Annotated in this window: 22 protein-coding genes; 9 read left to right on the forward strand and 13 right to left on the reverse strand. The window is 66.0% G+C overall.

Annotation, left to right across the window (positions count from 1 at the left end):
* Positions 1 to 65: 65 nt before the first annotated feature.
* Positions 66 to 611 (reverse strand): HTH domain-containing protein, encoded by a 546-nt coding sequence (locus Q0D75_RS20995; RefSeq protein ID WP_366513407.1) that lies wholly within the window; start codon positions 609 to 611, stop codon positions 66 to 68.
* Between the two features lie 471 nt (positions 612 to 1,082).
* Positions 1,083 to 1,649, reverse strand: coding sequence for a hypothetical protein (locus Q0D75_RS04250; protein ID WP_291049781.1), 567 nt, complete (start codon positions 1,647 to 1,649; stop codon positions 1,083 to 1,085).
* An 87-nt stretch (positions 1,650 to 1,736) separates the two neighbouring features.
* Between Q0D75_RS04250 and Q0D75_RS04255 the strand changes: the two genes are divergently transcribed.
* The gene (locus Q0D75_RS04255; RefSeq protein WP_291049784.1) at positions 1,737 to 1,991 is read left to right on the forward strand and encodes a hypothetical protein; all 255 of its coding nucleotides are present in this window, start codon (positions 1,737 to 1,739) and stop codon (positions 1,989 to 1,991) included.
* Between the two features lie 16 nt (positions 1,992 to 2,007).
* Here the strand turns inward: Q0D75_RS04255 and Q0D75_RS04260 are convergent, their stop codons facing one another.
* Both Q0D75_RS04260 and Q0D75_RS04265 read right to left on the reverse strand, forming a co-directional pair.
* On the reverse strand, positions 2,008 to 2,238 hold the full coding sequence (locus Q0D75_RS04260; RefSeq protein WP_291049786.1) for a hypothetical protein: 231 nt from the start codon (positions 2,236 to 2,238) through the stop codon (positions 2,008 to 2,010).
* A gap of 55 nt (positions 2,239 to 2,293) precedes the next feature.
* Positions 2,294 to 2,644 (reverse strand): PLD nuclease N-terminal domain-containing protein, encoded by a 351-nt coding sequence (locus Q0D75_RS04265; protein ID WP_291049788.1) that lies wholly within the window; start codon positions 2,642 to 2,644, stop codon positions 2,294 to 2,296.
* 54 nt (positions 2,645 to 2,698) lie between these two features.
* Here Q0D75_RS04265 and Q0D75_RS04270 point away from each other — a divergent pair, with 54 nt between their 5' ends.
* The gene (locus Q0D75_RS04270; RefSeq protein WP_291049790.1) at positions 2,699 to 3,445 is read left to right on the forward strand and encodes a hypothetical protein; all 747 of its coding nucleotides are present in this window, start codon (positions 2,699 to 2,701) and stop codon (positions 3,443 to 3,445) included.
* A 93-nt stretch (positions 3,446 to 3,538) separates the two neighbouring features.
* Here the strand turns inward: Q0D75_RS04270 and Q0D75_RS04275 are convergent, their stop codons facing one another.
* A complete protein-coding gene (locus tag Q0D75_RS04275) occupies positions 3,539 to 4,165 on the reverse strand; it encodes a hypothetical protein (protein WP_291049792.1) in 627 nt (208 codons plus the stop codon).
* Positions 4,166 to 4,221: 56 nt separating this feature from the next.
* Here Q0D75_RS04275 and Q0D75_RS04280 point away from each other — a divergent pair, with 56 nt between their 5' ends.
* Positions 4,222 to 4,572 (forward strand): cell wall-binding repeat-containing protein, encoded by a 351-nt coding sequence (locus tag Q0D75_RS04280; protein WP_291049794.1) that lies wholly within the window; start codon positions 4,222 to 4,224, stop codon positions 4,570 to 4,572.
* A 95-nt stretch (positions 4,573 to 4,667) separates the two neighbouring features.
* Here Q0D75_RS04280 and Q0D75_RS04285 read toward each other — a convergent pair whose 3' ends face one another.
* The 5 genes from Q0D75_RS04285 to Q0D75_RS04305 all read right to left on the reverse strand — a co-directional run bounded on the left by Q0D75_RS04285 (position 4,668) and on the right by Q0D75_RS04305 (position 7,985).
* The gene (locus tag Q0D75_RS04285) at positions 4,668 to 5,039 is read right to left on the reverse strand and encodes a hypothetical protein (RefSeq protein WP_291049796.1); all 372 of its coding nucleotides are present in this window, start codon (positions 5,037 to 5,039) and stop codon (positions 4,668 to 4,670) included.
* Between the two features lie 93 nt (positions 5,040 to 5,132).
* Entirely contained in the window at positions 5,133 to 5,600 is a 468-nt protein-coding gene (locus Q0D75_RS04290; protein WP_291049798.1) for a DUF4304 domain-containing protein, read from the reverse strand.
* A gap of 1,078 nt (positions 5,601 to 6,678) precedes the next feature.
* Positions 6,679 to 6,975 carry a hypothetical protein gene (locus tag Q0D75_RS04295; RefSeq protein ID WP_291049800.1) on the reverse strand — a complete coding sequence of 99 codons (297 nt, stop codon included), beginning with the start codon at positions 6,973 to 6,975 and terminating at the stop codon, positions 6,679 to 6,681.
* A 135-nt stretch (positions 6,976 to 7,110) separates the two neighbouring features.
* On the reverse strand, positions 7,111 to 7,632 hold the full coding sequence (locus Q0D75_RS04300) for a hypothetical protein (RefSeq protein WP_291049802.1): 522 nt from the start codon (positions 7,630 to 7,632) through the stop codon (positions 7,111 to 7,113).
* A 194-nt stretch (positions 7,633 to 7,826) separates the two neighbouring features.
* Positions 7,827 to 7,985: a hypothetical protein gene (locus Q0D75_RS04305; protein WP_291049804.1), complete on the reverse strand. Its 159-nt coding sequence runs from the start codon at positions 7,983 to 7,985 to the stop codon at positions 7,827 to 7,829.
* Positions 7,986 to 8,209: 224 nt separating this feature from the next.
* Between Q0D75_RS04305 and Q0D75_RS21000 the strand changes: the two genes are divergently transcribed.
* Positions 8,210 to 8,368 carry a ribbon-helix-helix protein, CopG family gene (locus Q0D75_RS21000; protein WP_366513404.1) on the forward strand — a complete coding sequence of 53 codons (159 nt, stop codon included), beginning with the start codon at positions 8,210 to 8,212 and terminating at the stop codon, positions 8,366 to 8,368.
* Between the two features lie 61 nt (positions 8,369 to 8,429).
* On the opposite strand, the gene Q0D75_RS21005 is transcribed toward Q0D75_RS21000, so the two are convergent.
* Positions 8,430 to 9,137 (reverse strand): GNAT family N-acetyltransferase, encoded by a 708-nt coding sequence (locus Q0D75_RS21005; protein WP_366513405.1) that lies wholly within the window; start codon positions 9,135 to 9,137, stop codon positions 8,430 to 8,432.
* A 156-nt stretch (positions 9,138 to 9,293) separates the two neighbouring features.
* Between Q0D75_RS21005 and Q0D75_RS04310 the strand changes: the two genes are divergently transcribed.
* On the forward strand, positions 9,294 to 10,808 hold the full coding sequence (locus Q0D75_RS04310) for an MFS transporter (RefSeq protein WP_366513406.1): 1,515 nt from the start codon (positions 9,294 to 9,296) through the stop codon (positions 10,806 to 10,808).
* 217 nt (positions 10,809 to 11,025) lie between these two features.
* A complete protein-coding gene (locus Q0D75_RS04315) occupies positions 11,026 to 12,945 on the forward strand; it encodes a hypothetical protein (RefSeq protein ID WP_291049806.1) in 1,920 nt (639 codons plus the stop codon).
* On the opposite strand, the gene Q0D75_RS04320 is transcribed toward Q0D75_RS04315, so the two are convergent.
* Positions 12,942 to 13,298 (reverse strand): hypothetical protein, encoded by a 357-nt coding sequence (locus Q0D75_RS04320; RefSeq protein WP_291049808.1) that lies wholly within the window; start codon positions 13,296 to 13,298, stop codon positions 12,942 to 12,944. The two genes, Q0D75_RS04315 and Q0D75_RS04320, sit on opposite strands and share 4 nt — an antisense overlap.
* A 6-nt stretch (positions 13,299 to 13,304) precedes the next feature.
* The gene (locus Q0D75_RS04325) at positions 13,305 to 14,828 is read right to left on the reverse strand and encodes a PspC domain-containing protein (protein WP_291049809.1); all 1,524 of its coding nucleotides are present in this window, start codon (positions 14,826 to 14,828) and stop codon (positions 13,305 to 13,307) included.
* A gap of 126 nt (positions 14,829 to 14,954) precedes the next feature.
* Between Q0D75_RS04325 and Q0D75_RS04330 the strand changes: the two genes are divergently transcribed.
* The 3 genes from Q0D75_RS04330 to Q0D75_RS04340 form a co-directional block, all read left to right on the forward strand.
* Positions 14,955 to 16,244: an ATP-binding protein gene (locus Q0D75_RS04330; protein ID WP_291049811.1), complete on the forward strand. Its 1,290-nt coding sequence runs from the start codon at positions 14,955 to 14,957 to the stop codon at positions 16,242 to 16,244.
* Entirely contained in the window at positions 16,241 to 16,894 is a 654-nt protein-coding gene (locus Q0D75_RS04335) for a response regulator transcription factor (protein ID WP_291049813.1), read from the forward strand. Before Q0D75_RS04330 ends, Q0D75_RS04335 begins: the two co-directional genes overlap by 4 nt.
* Before the next feature lie 102 nt (positions 16,895 to 16,996).
* A partial coding sequence (locus Q0D75_RS04340; RefSeq protein ID WP_291049815.1) for a pyruvate carboxylase subunit B occupies positions 16,997 to 18,442 on the forward strand: 1,446 nt, incomplete at its 3' end.

Consider the following 18,442-nt stretch of genomic DNA (forward strand, 5'->3'; position numbering starts at 1 on the left):
AGCTTCGGCAGCGTACCGATCGTCCACGGAGAGGACGTGCGATACCCGGATAGAAGGAAACTCCGTCACCGATTGCCGGCAAGGTGGAGTGAATTGATCAGGTAGGAGCATCTCATCGCGATCCCATACCGCTGCTCGATCGGGACGGCCTGTGGGTCGCTCAGAGCCTTGTCCACGTCCCGGGCGTCGAGTCCCGCCAGGTGGGCGATGTTCTGAGTCGTCAGGTGGCACGCGATTGTGCGCGATTCGAGCATTCCCCTGAGTCGTTCATCGTCGGTATCGCAATCCCGTCCGTGAGCTGTGCGGTGAAGATGGACGGGCGCATGCTCTGCTCGGTAGAGACCGCCTGAGGATCGGTCGTCATTCCGCTCCGTGACTGACCGCCGATGAAGGATCGAAGCGCGTCTTCGTCGATTCCGGTGATGGACTGGAGCCCGATTTCGCTTATCCCACCCTCCGCGAGAAGCCGCCCTCGACCCGTCTTGGTGGCGACCCTCCCGCCCCGAATCACCTCTCGGCGTCAGGTCCATCTGAAGGCCGTTTCTGGGGGCCATTGCCTGGGAGCATCGCCCTCTTACCGGCTGTCGTCGATCGATAGGCCCGGATTTCATCCCGACCGCCAGCGATGCCAAGTACCAACGCAATGGCAACCACGCCCAGTCCCAGTAGCCAACCCATGGGCAGACGCTACGCTTTCCGCGGGCGCACCAACAGGCTCCGGCAGAGGATCGGCCTGCATGCAATCGTCAGCTGTCGAAGTTAGCCTTGCGTGAACAGGATGAAAGGAACGTGCTCATGGGTGCAGTCATCGCAGCAATCGCCGCAGGATCGGTCGGCCTTGCTGCAGCCTTCGTCGGACTCATCGCCTTTTCTTGTCGCACGACCGGCATCGGCCGACGTGCCGACCGAGTCTCCGCGTCCGATCCCGCTCTCGCCGCAGAGCTCCGCCAACTGCAGGCCCAGATCGACTCCGGTCGGATCGGGTACCGCCTCTAGCCGCCCGGCCGCCTGCGGCCGCCTCCGGATCCTCGACGCGACCGGCGAGAGGCGGTGCGGCCCAGAGCCTTCGCTCTGACGAGAATTCAGACTGTTCCGGAGTCGCCTCGTGTGGCAAGGGGAACCCCATCGATGAACGCTTCGATCGGCTGCGGTCTTGCGAACGAGACGAACAGAGACCGGCGCTTCTCGATCCGGACATGGTGCTTTTCCTGCTCACCCGCATCGAACTCCACCACGCGCACCAAGCTCACGCTCAGTGTGACGAGCCGCCTCACGACCAGCGCATCGTCGACCGTCACGGTGAGCCAGCCCCACGTCTGATCCCATCGATACACGATCCGGTGCATTTCGTGCTCGCCCACCGTGAAGTTGAGGTAGTGGGCCTTCGTGCCCTCTCCGGCCCGTGGCCGCGCGCCGCGACGGTAGGGGTCCTTCGCCAGCACGAGAACCAGAAAGACCCCGATGAGCAGTGCGAGGAAGCCGAAGAGTAGAAGAGGCGCGAGGGCCAGCCTGTTGCCGGAGAAGACAAGGGTCCCGACGATGACGAGGCTGCCGACTGCGAAGGCGATCCAGCACGCGACTACGGCCTTCGGCCGGTCGTCGCTCGACAACGAACCCGCACTTCCCGCATCACGACGCCTGTCGACCATGAGCCACCCCCGATGACGATCGTAGAGACTCCGCAGACCAGAGCCGCCCTCGATCCGCTACGACGCCGTCAGTGCGATGCTCGACATATGGAGACGACGAACGACCGTGAATCTCCCAGAAAACCCGGGCGCATCGTCTGGTGGTTCTGGAAGCGGGGGTGGAGCTCCGGAGAGGCCCTGGCGAGCACGGTGGCAGGCCTCACCATCGCTGTCGGGAGCTTCATCTGGTGGATTGTCGATCCCGGCTCCGACCGATGGGTCGTTTCCGTAGTTGTTCTGCCCATCCCGGTCACGTTTTTCCTGATCTCGCGAAGTCTGCGCCGACTCGAACGGGCCCGCTGATCAGTCCGCTGACGGCTTAGATGGGCGGTTTTCCCTTCTTCTGTCGGCGCTTGTTCACGAAGACGATCACGATCATCGCCACGCTGGAAACGATCCCGACTACAAACAGCGACTTGCCGGGAAGCAGCCGGAAGAGGCCATGACCGGGTTTTCCGTATCCGAGATCAGGGACGAGAAAGAGGCAGAGGGTACAGGCTATGGCGAACGCCGCCAGAAAGCCGACGCCGACCTTCTCGTTGATGGACACAGCACCCCCCGTCCACTGTTCTACTCCGATTGTCCCGCGGGCACTGGCTCCCTGTTCAGGACTCTTTCGGCCCGGATGATCCGCGCTGCTTGTAGTACTCGATCTCGGCATCCAGGTCGGCAAGCTGCTGCTCGGTCGACCTCGACGAGGTATTGGCGCGCGGCGAGGTGCGTTGACGGCCGGCCCAGCGGCGGGGGTCGCCGAAGCTCACCGGGTCGTGCCTGCGGGTGTTGTACTCCCGGCCGATGGCGAACCACAGGATGCTGCCGATCAACGGCAGGAAGACCACCAGCAGCACCCACACGATCTTCGGCAGGTGCTTCGTGTCGCCCTCCGGTCGAGTGATGATGTCCACCAACGCAATGACGACGACAGCCAGGGTCACCACGGAAACGATCACATACATGCTTCAAGCATCGGTCACCCGGTCGCAATATTCAACACTTGTCGGGATGTTGCGATGGCGACGCCTGAGCCACGGAGCCTGGCAATCAACTGGGGTGGAGGGCAGACTGGACGAATGGAATACGGCGAAGTCGTACCGACGGATGCCCCTGACCCGAGCGTCGAAGCCGAAGCGCGCGTACGGAGCGTGTCATTCCCGGTTTTCCAGCTCAAACCCCAGCCGTCGCTATCCCGCGCTCCGATCGCCGGCTTCATGGAGAGCCGCGGGGCGGCGGGCCGGGAGGAACTGGCCGTTCTCTTCACCTACACGCTCTGGAGGTATCCCGAAGATCGCTCCGACCCCCGCAACGAGGTCGAACTGGACGAACGGATACGTCGCGCGATCGAGGAGGAGCCCCCGTGGGGGCGACCGGCGTGGCTGATCGAACAAGCCCAGATCTTTCGGTATCCGATGCTCTGGGAAGCCGTTCGCACGGCATGGCACGCATCGCCGGACCCGCAGCTGGCCTCCTTGCCGCAGCAGCTCATCGACCATACGAATCATGTTCTGCGGAACAGTTTCCGAGCCGAACTCGGTCTCCCGGCCGGCCCCAGCACGAGCACCGAATGGAAGGTCACGGCCGCCTCGGTGGCCGAGACCACCGTGAACGTCGATGGGCACGATCTCCCCGCCCTACAGATCGACACCGACCCGTTCGTCTACGCCGTCGGATTCCTGGTCGACGAGTATGTCGTGTGCACGACCGTCCTTCCTCGTGACAGCCTGCCCTTCCTCGACCTCGCCCTCACGACGTACGAGTAGGGATCCGGGTCCACGAACCCGCCGTCTCCAGAGCTGTCGTTCTGACATGGATCGAGCCATCGACCTGGATCTTGCCGCCGACGTCGCTGCACGTCAAAGGAGTCTGGCCGGCGTGACGTTTCGATCGATCCGGAGGTATGGGCCGTATTGCTCGAACAGATAGGCGATCTGTTCGTCTGTGGGATCGTCCATCCCGATGTCTTCGACTCCGTCCACCCCCACCCCGAAGGTTTGCAGGTCGATCCCTTGGGCGCGCAGCGCTGGGACGCCGGCCATGATTCTGCGGTCGATCACGCCTGCGGCTTCGAGTGACTGATATGCCGGCTCGAACACGATCTTGTCGGCGGGTAGCCCTGACATGGCCAAGAGTTCTGCCTCGATCGCGGGTGTCGTGTCGGCGAGGTAGATCACGAGCATGTCTTTCGAAGCCGCTGTGCCGCTGGCAATGCCGGCATAATTCGCCGGATAGAGCGCGGGAGCGGCATCCCGCACGCTAAGCAAAGCAGTGACGACCTCACCAGAGAGTTCTCCCGGCGCATCGTTGCTGAGATAGGGGGTTGGAATTGGCGCCGGAAGGGTCACCGCTGGTGTCGAGGCCACCGCGGTCGCGGGGAGCGCCGTATCGATCTGATTCGCGCATCCCGCACTGATGGCTGCCACGAGCGCGCAGACTACGAAGCCCGCGGCCTGTCGGGATTTCGGATGCGTCGTGCGCTTCACCGAATGACCTCCAGCGTTGTATGGGCCTGCGATGCAAGGCGCGTCATTGAGATGACTTGGAGGGTATCAGCCCCACCGGAATCGAAGAGCAATTGACGGGTCTCTATCCGGGCGAGGTCGTCCGATTCGGCGGCGCGAACCGCTACGAAGTGTCCGACGCCATCAACTCGGCCTACTTCACGAATGCGACTTCGATCTATTTCGCGACGGGAGAGAAGTTCCCGGATGCTCTGAGCGGCGGCGTCCTCGCCGGTGCCAGCGGGTCGCCGTTGATGCTGTCACACTCCGATTGCGTCGAACCGTCGACGACCGGAGTTTTGAGTGCCCAGGGCGCATCCACCGTCACCCTGATCGGTGGAGTCCAAAGCCTGCGCGCTTCCGTGCAGACTCTGACGCCTTGCGGCTGACGGCTCGATGGGTTCAGGATTCGAGCACTTGAACTCCAGTGACGCTCGCGCCGCAAGATCAAATGCCCGTTCACGGAGCCCTCATCGGGCTCTGGTCAGTCGACGGACTCGAGACATGTAAGCCAATCCGGCCAAGCCGCGGGGTCAGAATCAATGTAAAACGCGAAGTCGGATGTGGCGGTTGGTGATAGCCGGTTGTAGGCGTCCAGATACCTGACGAACACCACACGGCCTTGCTGTACCGTCAGCTGATTCAGTCTCTCGGCTGATGGGGCACGAACATCGCCAGTGTTTTCAAGCGACGGCTGGCAGTTCTTGACGTAGGTGAGCGAAGCTTGCCACAAGCGCAGCCCCGTCTCACCACGGACTTCGCCAGCGAGTTCCGCGGTATCCGCTGCTGACGAAAACCACGCGTAGGCATGAGTGGCGGTGAAGGTCTCGCCAGCCGAAAACGTTCCGAAAGACATAGCCAAGAGACTCGCAGATCGGCCAGTCGGACGCTACGCACGCTTCGGACCCTGTCTAACGCGCCGAGGCCTATCAAACATGCCAATCGAGAATCACGTCTGGCCTGCGAGCAGCTGCTGCGCAGCAGCCTTCACTCCGGATCGCGATCGAATCGCCTCCCCGTCCGGACTCAGGAACCAATCCGCAGTTCGGGCTTCAGCGAGTACTGGCGACAGATGCCTGTCCAAGAGACCCGTCAGCGCCTCAGCCCTCGGGTCGTCGTGTATCGGTGTTTCCAGGTTCAGAAGGTCGACCAATTCCCGTTCCTCGCTTATGGGCAACCACGACGAGAGTCTGGACACGATGTGGCATTTGTTCGGTGGAGGGAATTGCTGCTCATCAATCTCTTGAAACCAGAATCCGACGTTGATGTAGTAGCTGGGCCCGTGCTGCGACTTCTGGAGATTCACGACGGTTGTCACGCTCTCGCTGCGGCTAAACCAGCTGCCGGACTTCTTGACCATCTCCCGGCTTGTGCAATAACTGTCGACCGTTTCGTGAATGGCGTTGCGGTGTCGCATGGCAGTCGCTTTCGGTTCAGCGGCGTCGACAGCCGGCGCCTGCCCCAGGTTCCTATTCTGGAGGCCAATTCTCTCGGTTGGCCAATGCGGGTGGAGCACCGTCCTGGGTGCATTCAGCGGGAGGGGCAAATCGCTACTCGACTTCTCGCAAGATGCCGTATTCGACTGTGATGTATGACTTCCCAACGGTTCCGACATCGATGCGGCACGTCCAATCGCGAACGAGGTCTGGCCTGGTACCTGAGTTTCGCGCGGTGGATGTGCCAGCAACGGTGACCAGCTCAAGGCCATTTTGCAGCTCGGGCGAGGAGACCGAGACGTCGTCCGCCACCACATTGACCCCGACAGTCTCGCCTAGGTCATCGAACGAATATGTGACGCGGGCGCATCTCTCGACGACGGCTGAGTATTCCCCCTCGTAGACGACTGTGCTTTCCGGATCGAGCTCCCAAGAATCGACACATCCGCACATCAAAGCGGCCCCACCAGCAACTGCTGCAAACGAGACCGCCCGTCGGCGTGAACCCTTGAACCACATCGGCATCGGAGCACGCCCTCTCGCCGCTAGATCCCCGAGTCATTCACGATAGCCGGAGCTGACTTGGCACCGCCGCCGCCGGAAAAGCCGAAGGCGCCTTTTCATCGGCGTCAGCTCAACAACCGACCAAGTGCTCGCTGGGGGATCGGCCTAGGTGAAGTCGGGTATGCGCCATGCTCGGAAAAATCCGCCATCCACCCCTGCGATTCAGGAGCTTGCTTTCGTGCGAACCGGTCTCGGCGGGTCGATGGCGTGCGCATAGGACGCCGAAGCGTACTTCAGGGCGAGCGCTACGCAGTAGACAGTCAGCGGGCCAATGACGATCGGGACCGTCAAATAGGTGAACGTGACGACGGATGCGAGCCCCAGGGCACACGCGGTCAGTACGGCCGTAAGCACGGCGACCACGCGCGCGTGACGAGGGCTGACGAGTGCCGCGGCGGAGAATAGGACGGCTCCTGCCGCGAGCCCAACCCACCATCCCACCGCGTCCTGGAACAGCCCAGCAAGCACCGTTCTCTCGAGGAAGAGGGGAATCGCCTAGGCAAGCAGCAGCGCAGGGGGAACCGCCAAGAACCCCCAGATCCACGATCTACGCCGGGCACGGAATTCGTCCGTCGGCTGGTACGCGGCGACGGCGAGGCCCGCTCCAAGTGCCACGAACTGCACCATCGCCGTCAGGGCAACCCCGAGATGACCGCGCGGCCCGAGCAGCGAGCGCTCAGGAAGCTGCAGGAACACAATCAAAGGAATCCACAGCGCGCCCGTCACCACTGCGATCACACCGATGCGGGCGAGGTGGTGCGCACGTCCAGTCCACCACTTCTCGTTGCGCAATCGACCGTTCCCCACGATCTCAGCTTACGGAGCCGGCACAACGGGATCCCTTCGGCGAGATGGACACTCGCCGAAGAGATGGCCCGAACTGCGATCCCTCAACAAATGGAGTGCCTCGATCTCGGAGTTGCGCTGCTACGTCCTGCGCTGCAGCAAGTGACGGATCGAAGCCATCCACCATGATCGCTTGGTCGGCAAGTCGTATGCGCCGGGGAATGGCCCCGGGCCGACCCGAGCGGACCGTTCATCGCTGTCTTCAAGGTCGACGCTGACGAGCATTTCGTGCTCGCGCTGAGCGCCCGGAGCGAGCACCGCATCCGTCTTCCAGCGCACAGTGACGAGGTGGACCTGCGCCGCGAGACCTGTCACGTACCGCGTGTGCTCACCTTCGCGCGTCCACTCTGTGACCGTGCCGTCCGAGGCGCCGAACTTCCAAATCGGCCAGTCGCCCATGCTGCCCCACTGGACGTCAACGACAGTACCTTCGATGACACGGTTTGGAATCTGGCCATCTCGGACGGCGCTCCACCACTCGTGGCTCCCGAAAAGCGCTGGATCTGTATCCAACCCAAAGCCGGGCTTGTTCAGAGACGCCTCTTGCACCTGGCGAATACGGGCTGTTTCGTCTCGGAGGTCATAAACGCGCACCCATCCCATTTCGCCAGGATAGCCGCCGCTGGTTCGTTGGCAGGGTGTGACAAGTAAGCGGGTCAACCAGCAGAAAAACGCCACGACGCCATGGTCGGAAGCAGCCTCTCGAAGCGTCGATCTGCCTGCCGGGCGGCTGGCTCAACCCTTGAACATGTTGAGCTGACGAGATAGACGATGGGCGAGCTAAGGCTTCAGGGGCGCTAATCGAGGTCGTGCTTGAACGTGTCTTTGATCCACAGCTCGTCGGCGCAGTCCTCGGAGCACGCCCGGTGGTAGTAGACCATCTCCCCGCGGGGCACCCGGATGCCGCAGTGCCGGCACCGCCGCAGCCGGTTGCCGAACCGCTCGTGCGCGCTCAAAGTGGCACCGTCCCGACGTACTCGCGCAAGGCCGCGCAAACCACTGCATTGATGTCCTCGCCTCGTGCCGCGGCAATAAGACGAGCCGTCCGTTCGAGCTGGTCGGGAACCCCGACGATCAGCTCGGTTCTATTGGCTGTCATGCGTACGAATTTACCGGTGTTACAACACCGGCGCAAGGTTAATCTGAGTAATGTTCAGTGGCATCATGGCACACTGATCACGTGCCCAATCAGCCAAAGACGCCAATTCGTGGATTCAGAATCCCAACAGACCTCTATGAGGCTGCGCAAGCAGCGGCGCAAGCCGAAGGGCGGACAATCAGCGACGTAGTACGGGAGGCGCTGGCGGCCTACGTTGACCGGCACAGGTCTGATGCATAGTCATCAGCTCCGCCGCGCATACCTGATGAGATGAAGCGCCATCTCACGTCGATTTCTAGACCTAGCGCTGGATATGCCAGGAGCGGTACCCGTCGCCTCGTCGAATTCCTAGGTCACCGTGTCGAAAAGTGCCGAGGGGAACTCGCCTGATGTTCGCTCCGAGTGAGACGGCAAACCTCTCATTCATGGCCAAGGCAGCGACATTGTCGGGTTGGGTTGCTAGCGCAATGTCGCGCAGGGGCTCCTTCGCTGCGGCTGCTGACAATAGCGACAAGCCCACCCCCCGCTTTCGTGCCTCCGGAGCGACCGCTACTACCTGAACGAATAGCGGATCGGCTTCTGACGGACCCGGAGCCGACAAGCAGAATCCAACGTGCACTCCTTCGATCTCCGCCATGACTACCCGCTCTTTCTCGATCTCCGATTCGTTGTCTCGTAGGAATCGAGGCTGAATTGGGGCGCAAACGAGTTGAAGATCCCACATTCGGCGAGCATCCTGTCCGCCCGTCTTCGCAGGGCGGAGTGATGCATTAGCTTGCGACAGATTTGCCAACTGCTGTTTCCATGCCTCTAGATCCGTATCGCGGCTCATCGGCCATGGCGATTCGAATTTCGCTAGCTCACTACCGGACACACTCTGGGTCACAATCGAACAGTAACGTGCGCCAGTCCCAGTGACATGACTCTCATAGAGAAGGCGCCCGCTCAGACACCAATCCGCCGCGCACTGTTCTCCCGCATCGCCGCCATCGGTCGTTCGCCGGAACATCAACTCATCGGTAGTGTCTCGTCGCTGCGGCGGGGGAAATCGTGACCGGGATGGAATCCACGCGTGCGAAATCGTTAACACGGGCGTACGTTCGGACGCGCCGCCGGCGTAGCCCCGCTTCCGCCCGACGATCGACCGGCGAGACGGAGGTGCGACGTGTCACGAACGACGGATGCGGCGGGGGCGACTCCCAAGCCGAAGAAGGTGCGGAGCCTCGTGCCCGCGAGGATGGACCGGCTGCCGTGGACGAGGTTCCACTGGATGGTCGTGTTCGGTCTCGGGGTGTCGTGGATCCTCGACGGACTCGAGATCCAGATCATCGCCTCGAACGGCTTCCAGGAGTCGCTCGGCATGGACTCGCAGCAGGTGGGTCTCGCCGGCACCATCTACCTCGTCGGCCAAGTCGTCGGCGCCCTCGTGTTCGGGCGCCTGAGTGACAAGTGGGGGCGCAAGAAGCTCTTCATCATCACCCTCGGCATCTACCTCGTCGGATCGGCGCTCGCCGGCCTCAGCCCGAACATGGAGTTCCTGTTCGCGATGCGCTTCATCGCCGGCCTCGGCATCGGCGGCGAGTACGCGGCCATCAACTCCGCCATCGACGAGCTCATCCCGAGCCACTACCGCGGCCGCGTCGACATCGCCATCAACGGCACCTACTGGGGCGGTGCGGCCCTCGGATCCGTCGCCAACCTGTTCTTCCTGAACCCCGACAACTTCGCCGAGAACATCGGATGGCGGCTCGCGTTCTTCATCGGCCCGGTGATCGGCCTCATCATGATCTACATGCGCCGGCACATCCCGGAGAGCCCGCGCTGGCTGATGACCCATGGCAAGGAGGACGTCGCCGAGAAGACCGTCGACGACATCGAGGCGCAGGTCGAGAAGACCACGGGCAAGAAACTCGAGCCCGTACCCGACGATCAGGCCATCGAGGTCACGCCGCTGGACCGCATCCCGTTCAAGAAGATCGCCAGCGTACTCATCCGCGACTACCCGAACCGCACCATCGTCGGCCTCACGATGATGATCACGCAGTCCTTCCTCTACAACGCCATCTTCTTCACCTACGCGCTGGCGCTGCAGAACTTCTACGGGGTCGAGAACGACGCCGTGCAGTACTTCTTCTTCCCGTTCGCCATCGGCAACCTGCTCGGGCCACTCGTGCTCGGGCACCTGTTCGACACCATCGGCCGCCGCAAGATGATCCTCGCCACCTACGGCCTGTCGGGCATCATCCTCACCGTCTCCGGATTCCTCTTCCAGGCGGACGTGCTGAACGCCACCAGCCAGACGATCTTCTGGTGCGTCGCGTTCTTCTTCGCCAGCGCCGGGGCCTCGAGCGCGTACCTCACGGTGAGCGAGCTGTTCCCGCTCGAGATGCGCTCGCAGGTGATCTCGTACTTCTTCTCGATCGGCCAGATCGCCGGATCCGTCGCTCCGCTCCTCTTCGCCACCCTGATCGGCGACGGCTCGGACCGCGGCCCGATCGCCATCGGCTACATCGGCGCCGGATTGCTGATGGTGGCGGGCGGCATCGTCGCCTTCATCTTCGGGGTGAACGCCGAGCGCAAGTCCCTCGAAGCCATCACGAACCCGCTCTCGGCGGTCGACTCCGGCAAGCGGAAAGTGGAGGGCGAGCGCACCACGCGCGAGCGCGTGAAGCGCACCTAGAGGGCCATGGCGTCGAAAAGGCTGCAAATAACGAGGACCGAGGCCATATACGGCGTCGGTCCTCGTTATTTGCAGCTTTTTCTGCACCACAGCTTGTGCGGGGCCGCGTCAGCGGAGGTCGGAGAAGCGCAGTTGAGACGCGACCCGAACGGCTCTTCCCTCGGGGCCTCCCAGCGAGGATCATGAGCTGCATCGAGGGAGCGGATCGAGGTGCGTGATGTCGCGCAACTACATGCGGGTCGTGGTGTCGAACGAGTCGGGAGCCACGTTGCGGCTGCACCATGCCGCGACCTCGGGCGAGTGGACGCCGGGAGGATGGACGCCCGCGAGCTTCCTCACCACCACGCCGGGCGGCACCCTGCAGTGGCAGGCCGAGGGCGACTCGGCGGTCGGCGTCGCGTTCAGCGGCGTGGAGGCGCGCGCGTGGTACGAGGTGGTGGATGCATCCGGAACGGTCGTGGGCGAGTTCTACATCTTCGCGAACAGCCCGTGGGTGGAGTCGCAGTACGGCAACACCTTCCACGTGCACGCACCGGCCGGATACTACGCGGCGTACGTGGATGCCGAGGGCCAGAAGCACGACAACCGCGCCGAACTGCGGATCGCCTTCCGCAACACTGCCCGCGTCGCCGTGCCGGGATTCGTGCCGTCGGTGAACGGCTTCGGGTTCGCGAACACCTGGAGCGACGACCTGCCCGTGGTCACCCTCGGCTGGGTATGGAACCGGATGCGCGAGGCGATCCTGCGCGACAATTCCGAGGAGCTGGGGCTGGGTGGCGAGCTCGCCGACAGGCTCGGCATCGGCGAGGTGCCCGAGGACTGGATCCCGATCACCCACGCCGACGCGGGTCTCTGCGGCGGCATGACCTTCACGGCCATCGACTACTTCCTCGCCGGCCGCCTGCCCGACCTGCCGGCGATGGATGCGACGGGCAGCTTCGTCTCGCCCTCCTCCGAGAGCGACCCGCTGTTCCGGCACGTGCGCGACCGCCTTCTCGACAGCTTCGACGTCACCGGGCGCGGCTCGCGCTGGCTCTCCTACTCCTCGCCCGTCTATCCGGATGACGACGAGGGTGCCCTGCAGACCCTTGGCGTGATGAAGGGGAAGGCGTGGGTGACTTACCGGGAGGAGTGGCCGCGCATCCGCCGCGAACTCGACGAGGGGCGCCTGGTGCCGCTCGGCCTGGTGCAGTCGGACGAGTTCGACATCGGGGCCAACCACCAAGTGCTCGCCTACGCCTACGAGCAGAGCGCGCAGACCGTGAAGCTCTGGGTCTACGACCCGAATGTGCCCAAGCAGGCAGCGTCTCCCGCTCTCGCCGACGACCTGTATTACGAGTTCGACACCATCGACACCTCGCACGGCATCACCGTGACCCGCCACAACGGCCGGGAGGAAGACGAGGGGGTGCAGATCTTCGCAATTCTGGTGATGGATGCCTACGTGCCGAAGGTGCCGCCCGGCGGCGTTCCCATCCCTCCTCCCTCGACACCGAAGACCGCGAGCCTGACGGTCGACGCCGAGTCATCCACCACCGGCGGCGAGATGCAGTCGCAGACGCAGAACAAGTGCGGCGAGCCCAAGCGCACCGGCATCTGGACCAGCAGCACGCGCGCCGCCTTCGTGGTGCGCACCACCGGTCTCGCCCGCCCGAGCGTGGCCTGGAGCGTCGCCGGGCTCGCGGTGGAGGAATCCACGACCTTCGTCGACGCCTGGGTCGACGGCGGGATCTTCCGCATCGCCTGCCGCCTGGTGCCGGGCGGCCGCACGCTCGAACTCACCTCGGGGTCGGGCGAGAGCTACCGGGTGACGGTGGCCGCGACGGCGACGGATGCCGACGGCACGTCGATCACGACGTCGGGCGACTTCGAGGTGACCGGCACCTACTCCGGCCTCAAGATCGAAGACATCCAGGCCGAGACGCAGTGCATCGTGCGCACCATCCCCGCGCCGGCCGACTTCGGCTGGAGGCCTCCCTCGGAAGCGATCCCCACCACCACCCACGGCAGTAAGGTCGGCCACGGCGTGGAGGAGGGGGAGAGCCTGGGTGCGATCATCGAGGGGGCCACGAAGATCCCGATCGTCGACCCCGTCGATTTCACGCTGCCCAAGTTCACCGCCTTCACCGAGCACTAGCGGCGGAACGCGGCCACGATGCCCACCACCACGAGGGCGACGCCGGCGGCGATCACGCCCACGAACGCCCAGAGGAAGCGGTCGGCGTCGACCCCCGGTCCGAAGCGGGTGAGCGCCACGAAGCCGCACAGGGCCAGCAGCAGCATCCCCCACACGATGGTGCCGAACTGCGCAGGATGCCGGCGAGGCGGCGTCGGCTGCGGAGCAGGAGCAGGAGCAGGAGCAGGAGCAGGAGCAGGAGCTGAGCCGGCAGCGGCGCCGGGAGTCGCCCCGGACGCTGCGGGGGACTCGGTCGTCGTGCTGCTCGTAGGAGCGGTGGGAGCGGGGTATTCCGCGGTCGCGTCGTCGGTCATGATCGCCTACCTCTCGGTGTCGGCGTCGGTGTCGCCGACCAGTTCGACGGTGCCGGCGAGCAGCCAGATGTGGATCACCGGGATGCGCGCCAGCTGAGCCGCCGTCAGGCCGTCGAAGGCGGAGTCGGCGGTGCCGATCGCATCCGGATCGGCCGGGATTCCCGTGGGCGAGCCGGTCGCCGTGAACAGGCGGTCGTCGTCGATGAGCACGCCGCTGCGCTCGGTGCCGAGCGAGGAGGTGACGGTTCCGGCCAGCACGTGCGACTCCACGCGCACCGGCACACCCTCGGGAAGCACGATCTCGGTCTTGCCGGCGCCCAGCCAGACGTCGATCGATCCGCCGCCGGTGCGGGCGGTGAGGTCGTCCGCGTCCACCACGGTGCGGCCGGCCACGAGCAGGTAGCCGTCGGGCGAGCCCGTCAGCGCCTGAACCGCATCCACCCGCTGGGTTCCGAAGGGCTGCACCTGGGTGCCGGCGGGCACGATGCCCGTGAACACCACCACGATCGCCAGCAGCGCCGCGATACCTCCCAGCCCACCGCTCGTGCGGCCCCGGATGCCCGCGATCACGATTCCGACCGCCACCACCACGAGCGCCGCGGTGCTGATGACGAGCACGAGCGAACCCTCGGGCACCACGGCGCCGTAGCCGATGCCCACCAGGGCCGCCGCCACGAGCGCGATGCCGAGCACCACAGAGGAGAACGCTGCACCCGCGCCTCGAGGCTGAGGATGCGCCGCGCGCCAGGCCGCGGCGCGGGCCCGGGCCGCCTCGCGCGCCTGCTCGTGGCGCTCGCGGCTCGTGCCGTGCTGCGTGGCGCCCTGGTGGGTCCACCACGTTCCGGGCGGGGGAGTGGGTGCGGCAGCCGGCGCGGGCGCGTCGGCGTGCGGGATGTCGCGAGTCGTGGCATCCGGGGTGCCGGGAGTGGCGGCATCCGGAGCCTGCGCACCGGGCACGTCGTGCGCGCCTGAGCGGGGCACCCGCCGGGCGATCGCGACGGTGAGCCAGATGCCGGCGGCGATCAGGGCGAGCACCCAGAGGGTGCGCAGCGTCGCCTCGAGCCAGTCCGGCATGCCCCAGACCCCCGGCACGGCGTCGAACCAGATGCCCCGCATGAACGGGACGAAGGTGAGCGCGGCCGCCAGCCCGATGAACACCATGGGGTAGGTGAACACGCCGTTCACCGCGCTCTCGGCGTGGATGTGGCCGCGGGAGTCGGGTAGCAGCGCCCAGCCCACGGCGTAGGCGAGGAACACGGGGCCGCCGAGCACGGCGATTACGATCGCGACTCCGCGCACCAGCAGCGGGTCCAGGCCGGTGCGGGCCGCGATGCCGGAGCAGACGCCGGCCACCCAGGCGTCGTCGCGGCGGGTGATGCCGAGGCCGCGCAGCCAGCCGAAGAACGGGGCCCCCACCGGCCGGGCGCCGGGATGCGGCGGTGCGGACTGCGACGGCGCGGACTGCGGAGGTGTGAAAGGGGGCGATGCGGGCTGGGCCGATTCGGCAGACGGGGGAGGCGGAGTGGACATGCTCCCAGTCTGGCGACGCACCGGGAGTGTCCGATATGGGGGAGCACCCTGATCCGACCCTGAGATCGGCCCTGAGATCGGGGCCGCGATGCGTGGGCGGGCTGCCCGACCTGGTTGGATGCTGGAATGGAGACCGCCGCATCGATCGTGCGCCCGCGCCTGCGCGTGGTCGGCGGCGTGTGCGCGGGAACCGCCGCGCATCTCGGTGCGCCGGTCGCGGTGGTGCGCACGGCGGCCGTGCTGCTGGCGCTCTGCGGCGGGGCCGGCCTGCTGCTCTATGCCTGGCTGTGGGCGGCGACGCCCGTGGCGGAGGCCGAACGGGATCCTCTCCTGCGTGCGAGCCTCACGGCGCCGGGGGCCCCGCCCCGCGCCGACGACGGCCGGGAGGACGGCGTGAGCGCCGAGCAGCTGCGCCGAGCCCCCGTCACCGAGATCCTGCTGGGTCTCGCGCTGATCGGCGCGGGCGGTGCGCTCGTGGCGAGCCGGCTCGGGATGGAGGTGCCGCTCGCGGTCGTGATCCCCGGCATCGTGGTGCTCGCGGGCGTCGCGCTGGCCTGGCGGCAGTTCGCCGACCTGCGGGCGGGCGCCGCCGCCACGGCGCCGACCCTCGTGGTGCGCTCGCTCGGCGCACTCGTGCTCGTGGCCACGGGCATCCTGCTGTTCTTCATCACCGGCGAGACCCCGAACGTGTGGACCGTCGTGGTGGCCGCCGTCTCGGTGCTGCTGGGCGTGGGACTCGTGGCACTGCCCTGGGTGGTGCGGCTCTCCCGCGATCTCGGCGCGGAGCGGGCCGCGCACGAGCGCGCGAACGAGCGGGCCGAGATCGCCGCGCACCTGCACGACTCCGTGCTGCAGACGCTTGCGCTCATCCAGCAGAAGGCTGGGCCGCAGAGCGAGGCGGCGCGGCTCGCCCGCGCCCAGGAGCGGGAACTGCGCGACTGGCTGTTCGACACCGTGCCGGCAGACGACCGCGATCTCGCGAGCGAGCTGCGCCGGATCGCCGATCTGATCGAGCAGGACCACGCGGTGCGCTTCGAGGTCGTGACGGTGGGGCCGTCGGTGCCGGCGCCCGAGAGTCTGCTCGCGGCGGGTCGCGAAGCGATGCTCAACGCCGCGCGGCATGCGGGCGGAGACGTCTCGGTGTTCCTCGAGGTGGGCCTCGTCGAACGGAGCCGGCCCGAGGTGGTCAGGCACCGGATCGACCTCATCGTCACCGACCGCGGACCGGGCATGAGCCTGGACGCCATCCCGGCCGACCGGCTGGGCGTGCGCGAGTCGATCATCGGTCGCCTGGCGCGCGCGGGTGGCACCGCCGTCATCGCCCCGGGGCGCGGCGGCACCGGCACCGAGGTGCGGCTGAGCCTGCCCGTCAGCGAAGAACACCCCGCCGCCGATCCAGGAACGGACCAGCCATGACCGCCCTGCGAATCGCCATCGTCGACGACCACTCGATCTTCCGATCGGGCCTTCGTGCCGACCTCGACCCGGCCCTGGACGTGGTGGGCGAGGCCGCCACGGTCGACGAGGCGATCGCGCTCGTGGAGGCGGTGCAGCCCCGCGTGGTGCTGCTCGACGTGCACCTTCCCGGGGGACGTGGCGGGGGCGGTGCGGAGGTCATCCAGCGCTCCGCCGCCTCGTCGCCGAGCACGCTCTTCCTGGCGTTGAGCGTGTCGGATGCCGCCGACGACGTGGTGCGCGTCATCCGCGCCGGCGCTCGCGGCTACATCACCAAGAGCTCCTCGGGCGCCGAGGTGTCGGAGGCGGCGCGGCGGGTGGCCGAGGGCGACGCCGTGTTCTCACCCCGGCTGGCCGGTTTCGTGCTCGACGCGTTCGGCGCGGCGGCGGGCGAGACGGCTGCCGCGCACGACGAGCTCGACCGGCTCTCGCAGCGCGAGCAGGAGGTGATGCGCCTGATCGCCCGCGGCTACTCGTACCGCGAGGTGGCGACAGAGCTCTACATCTCGGTGAAGACGGTCGAGACGCACGTCTCCTCGGTGCTGCGCAAGCTGCAGCTCTCGAACCGCCACGAGCTCACGGCCTGGGCCCTGGAGCGCAAGCTGCTGTGAGCGGCAGCGGCGTCCCACTTTGAGACGCCCCCGGCATCCGGAACCCACCGATCGGTAGCGTGAAATCGACGACGATGTCGAGGAGAACGTGGAGCCGGATCGATGACGACCAGTACTGCAGAGACGATCACCGAGGTCATGGCCGCCGGCGGGCGCCCCCCGGGCAGCCGCCGTGAGATCACGATCATCGACACCACGCTGCGCGACGCGCACCAGAGCCTGTGGGCCACCCGGATGCGCACCGAGCACATCGTGCAGCTGGCGCCCGACTTCGACAAGGTCGGTTTCGCGCAAGTCGACCTCGTGGCGCCGATCCAGTTCGACGTCGCCGTGCGCTACCTCAAAGAAGACCCGTGGGAGCGGGTGCGCCTGGCGCACCAGAACGCGCCGAACTCCGTCTTCCGCACGCTGATCCGCTCGAAGAACCTCGCCGCCTTCGACTTTCTCGCCGACGACGTGATCGAGGCCTGGGTCGAGCGGATGTTCGCCAACGGCTTCCGGGTGATCGGCGCCTTCGACGGACTCAACGACGTCGGCAACATCGCCGGCGGCCTCATCCGGGCCAAGGAGCTGGGTGCTTCCACCTTCGGCGCCGTCTCGTTCTGCGAGAGCCCCGTGCACACCGACGAACTCTTCGTGGCCAAGGCGATCGAGCTGATCGAGAGGGCGGATGTCGACGCCATCATGCTCAAAGACGCGGGCGGTCTGCTCACGCCCGACCGCATCCGTACCCTCGTGCCTGCCCTCAAGGCCGTGATCGGCGACCGTTCGCTCGAGATCCACAGCCACTGCCTCACCGGGCTCGCCCCGCTGGTGTACCTCGAGGCCGTCGAACTCGGGGCGGATGCTCTGCACACCTCGATCGCGCCGATGGCCAACGGGGCCGCCCAGCCGGCGACCCAGGACATCGTCAGCGACCTGCGCGCGCTCGGCTACGTGGTGAACGTCGACGACGAGCGGATCGAGACGATCTCGCAGCAGCTGATCGCCATCGCCGAGGCCGAGGACAAGCCGGTCGGGCATCCGGTCGCCTACAACGGCCTGCACTTCATGCATCAGCTGCCGGGCGGGATGCTGTCGAACTTCCACTCGCAGCTCGCGACCGCCGGGCTGTCGCACCGCTTCACCGAGCTGCTCTACGAAGTGGCGCGGGTGCGCGAGGAGCTGGCGTTCCCGATCATGATCACACCGTTCGCGCAGTTCGTGGGAACCCAGGCCGTGATGAACGTCATCTCGGGCGAGCGCTACAAGCTCGTGCCGAACGAGATCAAGAAGTACGCGCTCGGGTACTACGGCGAACTGCTCGGGCCGATCGCGCCCGAGGTGCTCGAGAAGATCATCGCGAACGGCTCGTCCACCATCCCGCTCGTGCCCGCGCCGATCGAGCCGATGCTGCCCGACCTCCGCCGCCGCTATCCCGACGAGAGCATCGACCTGCTCTTGCTGCGCGCGATGTTCGCCGGATCGCAGGTCGACGAGATGCTGCGCACCGTCGCAGCCGGCGGCAACCCCGACGAGGTCTACGGTCCCATCCTCGGCCTCGTGAAA

The organism is Herbiconiux sp. (assembly GCF_023264855.1).
Taxonomy (GTDB): Bacteria; Actinomycetota; Actinomycetes; order Actinomycetales; family Microbacteriaceae; genus Herbiconiux.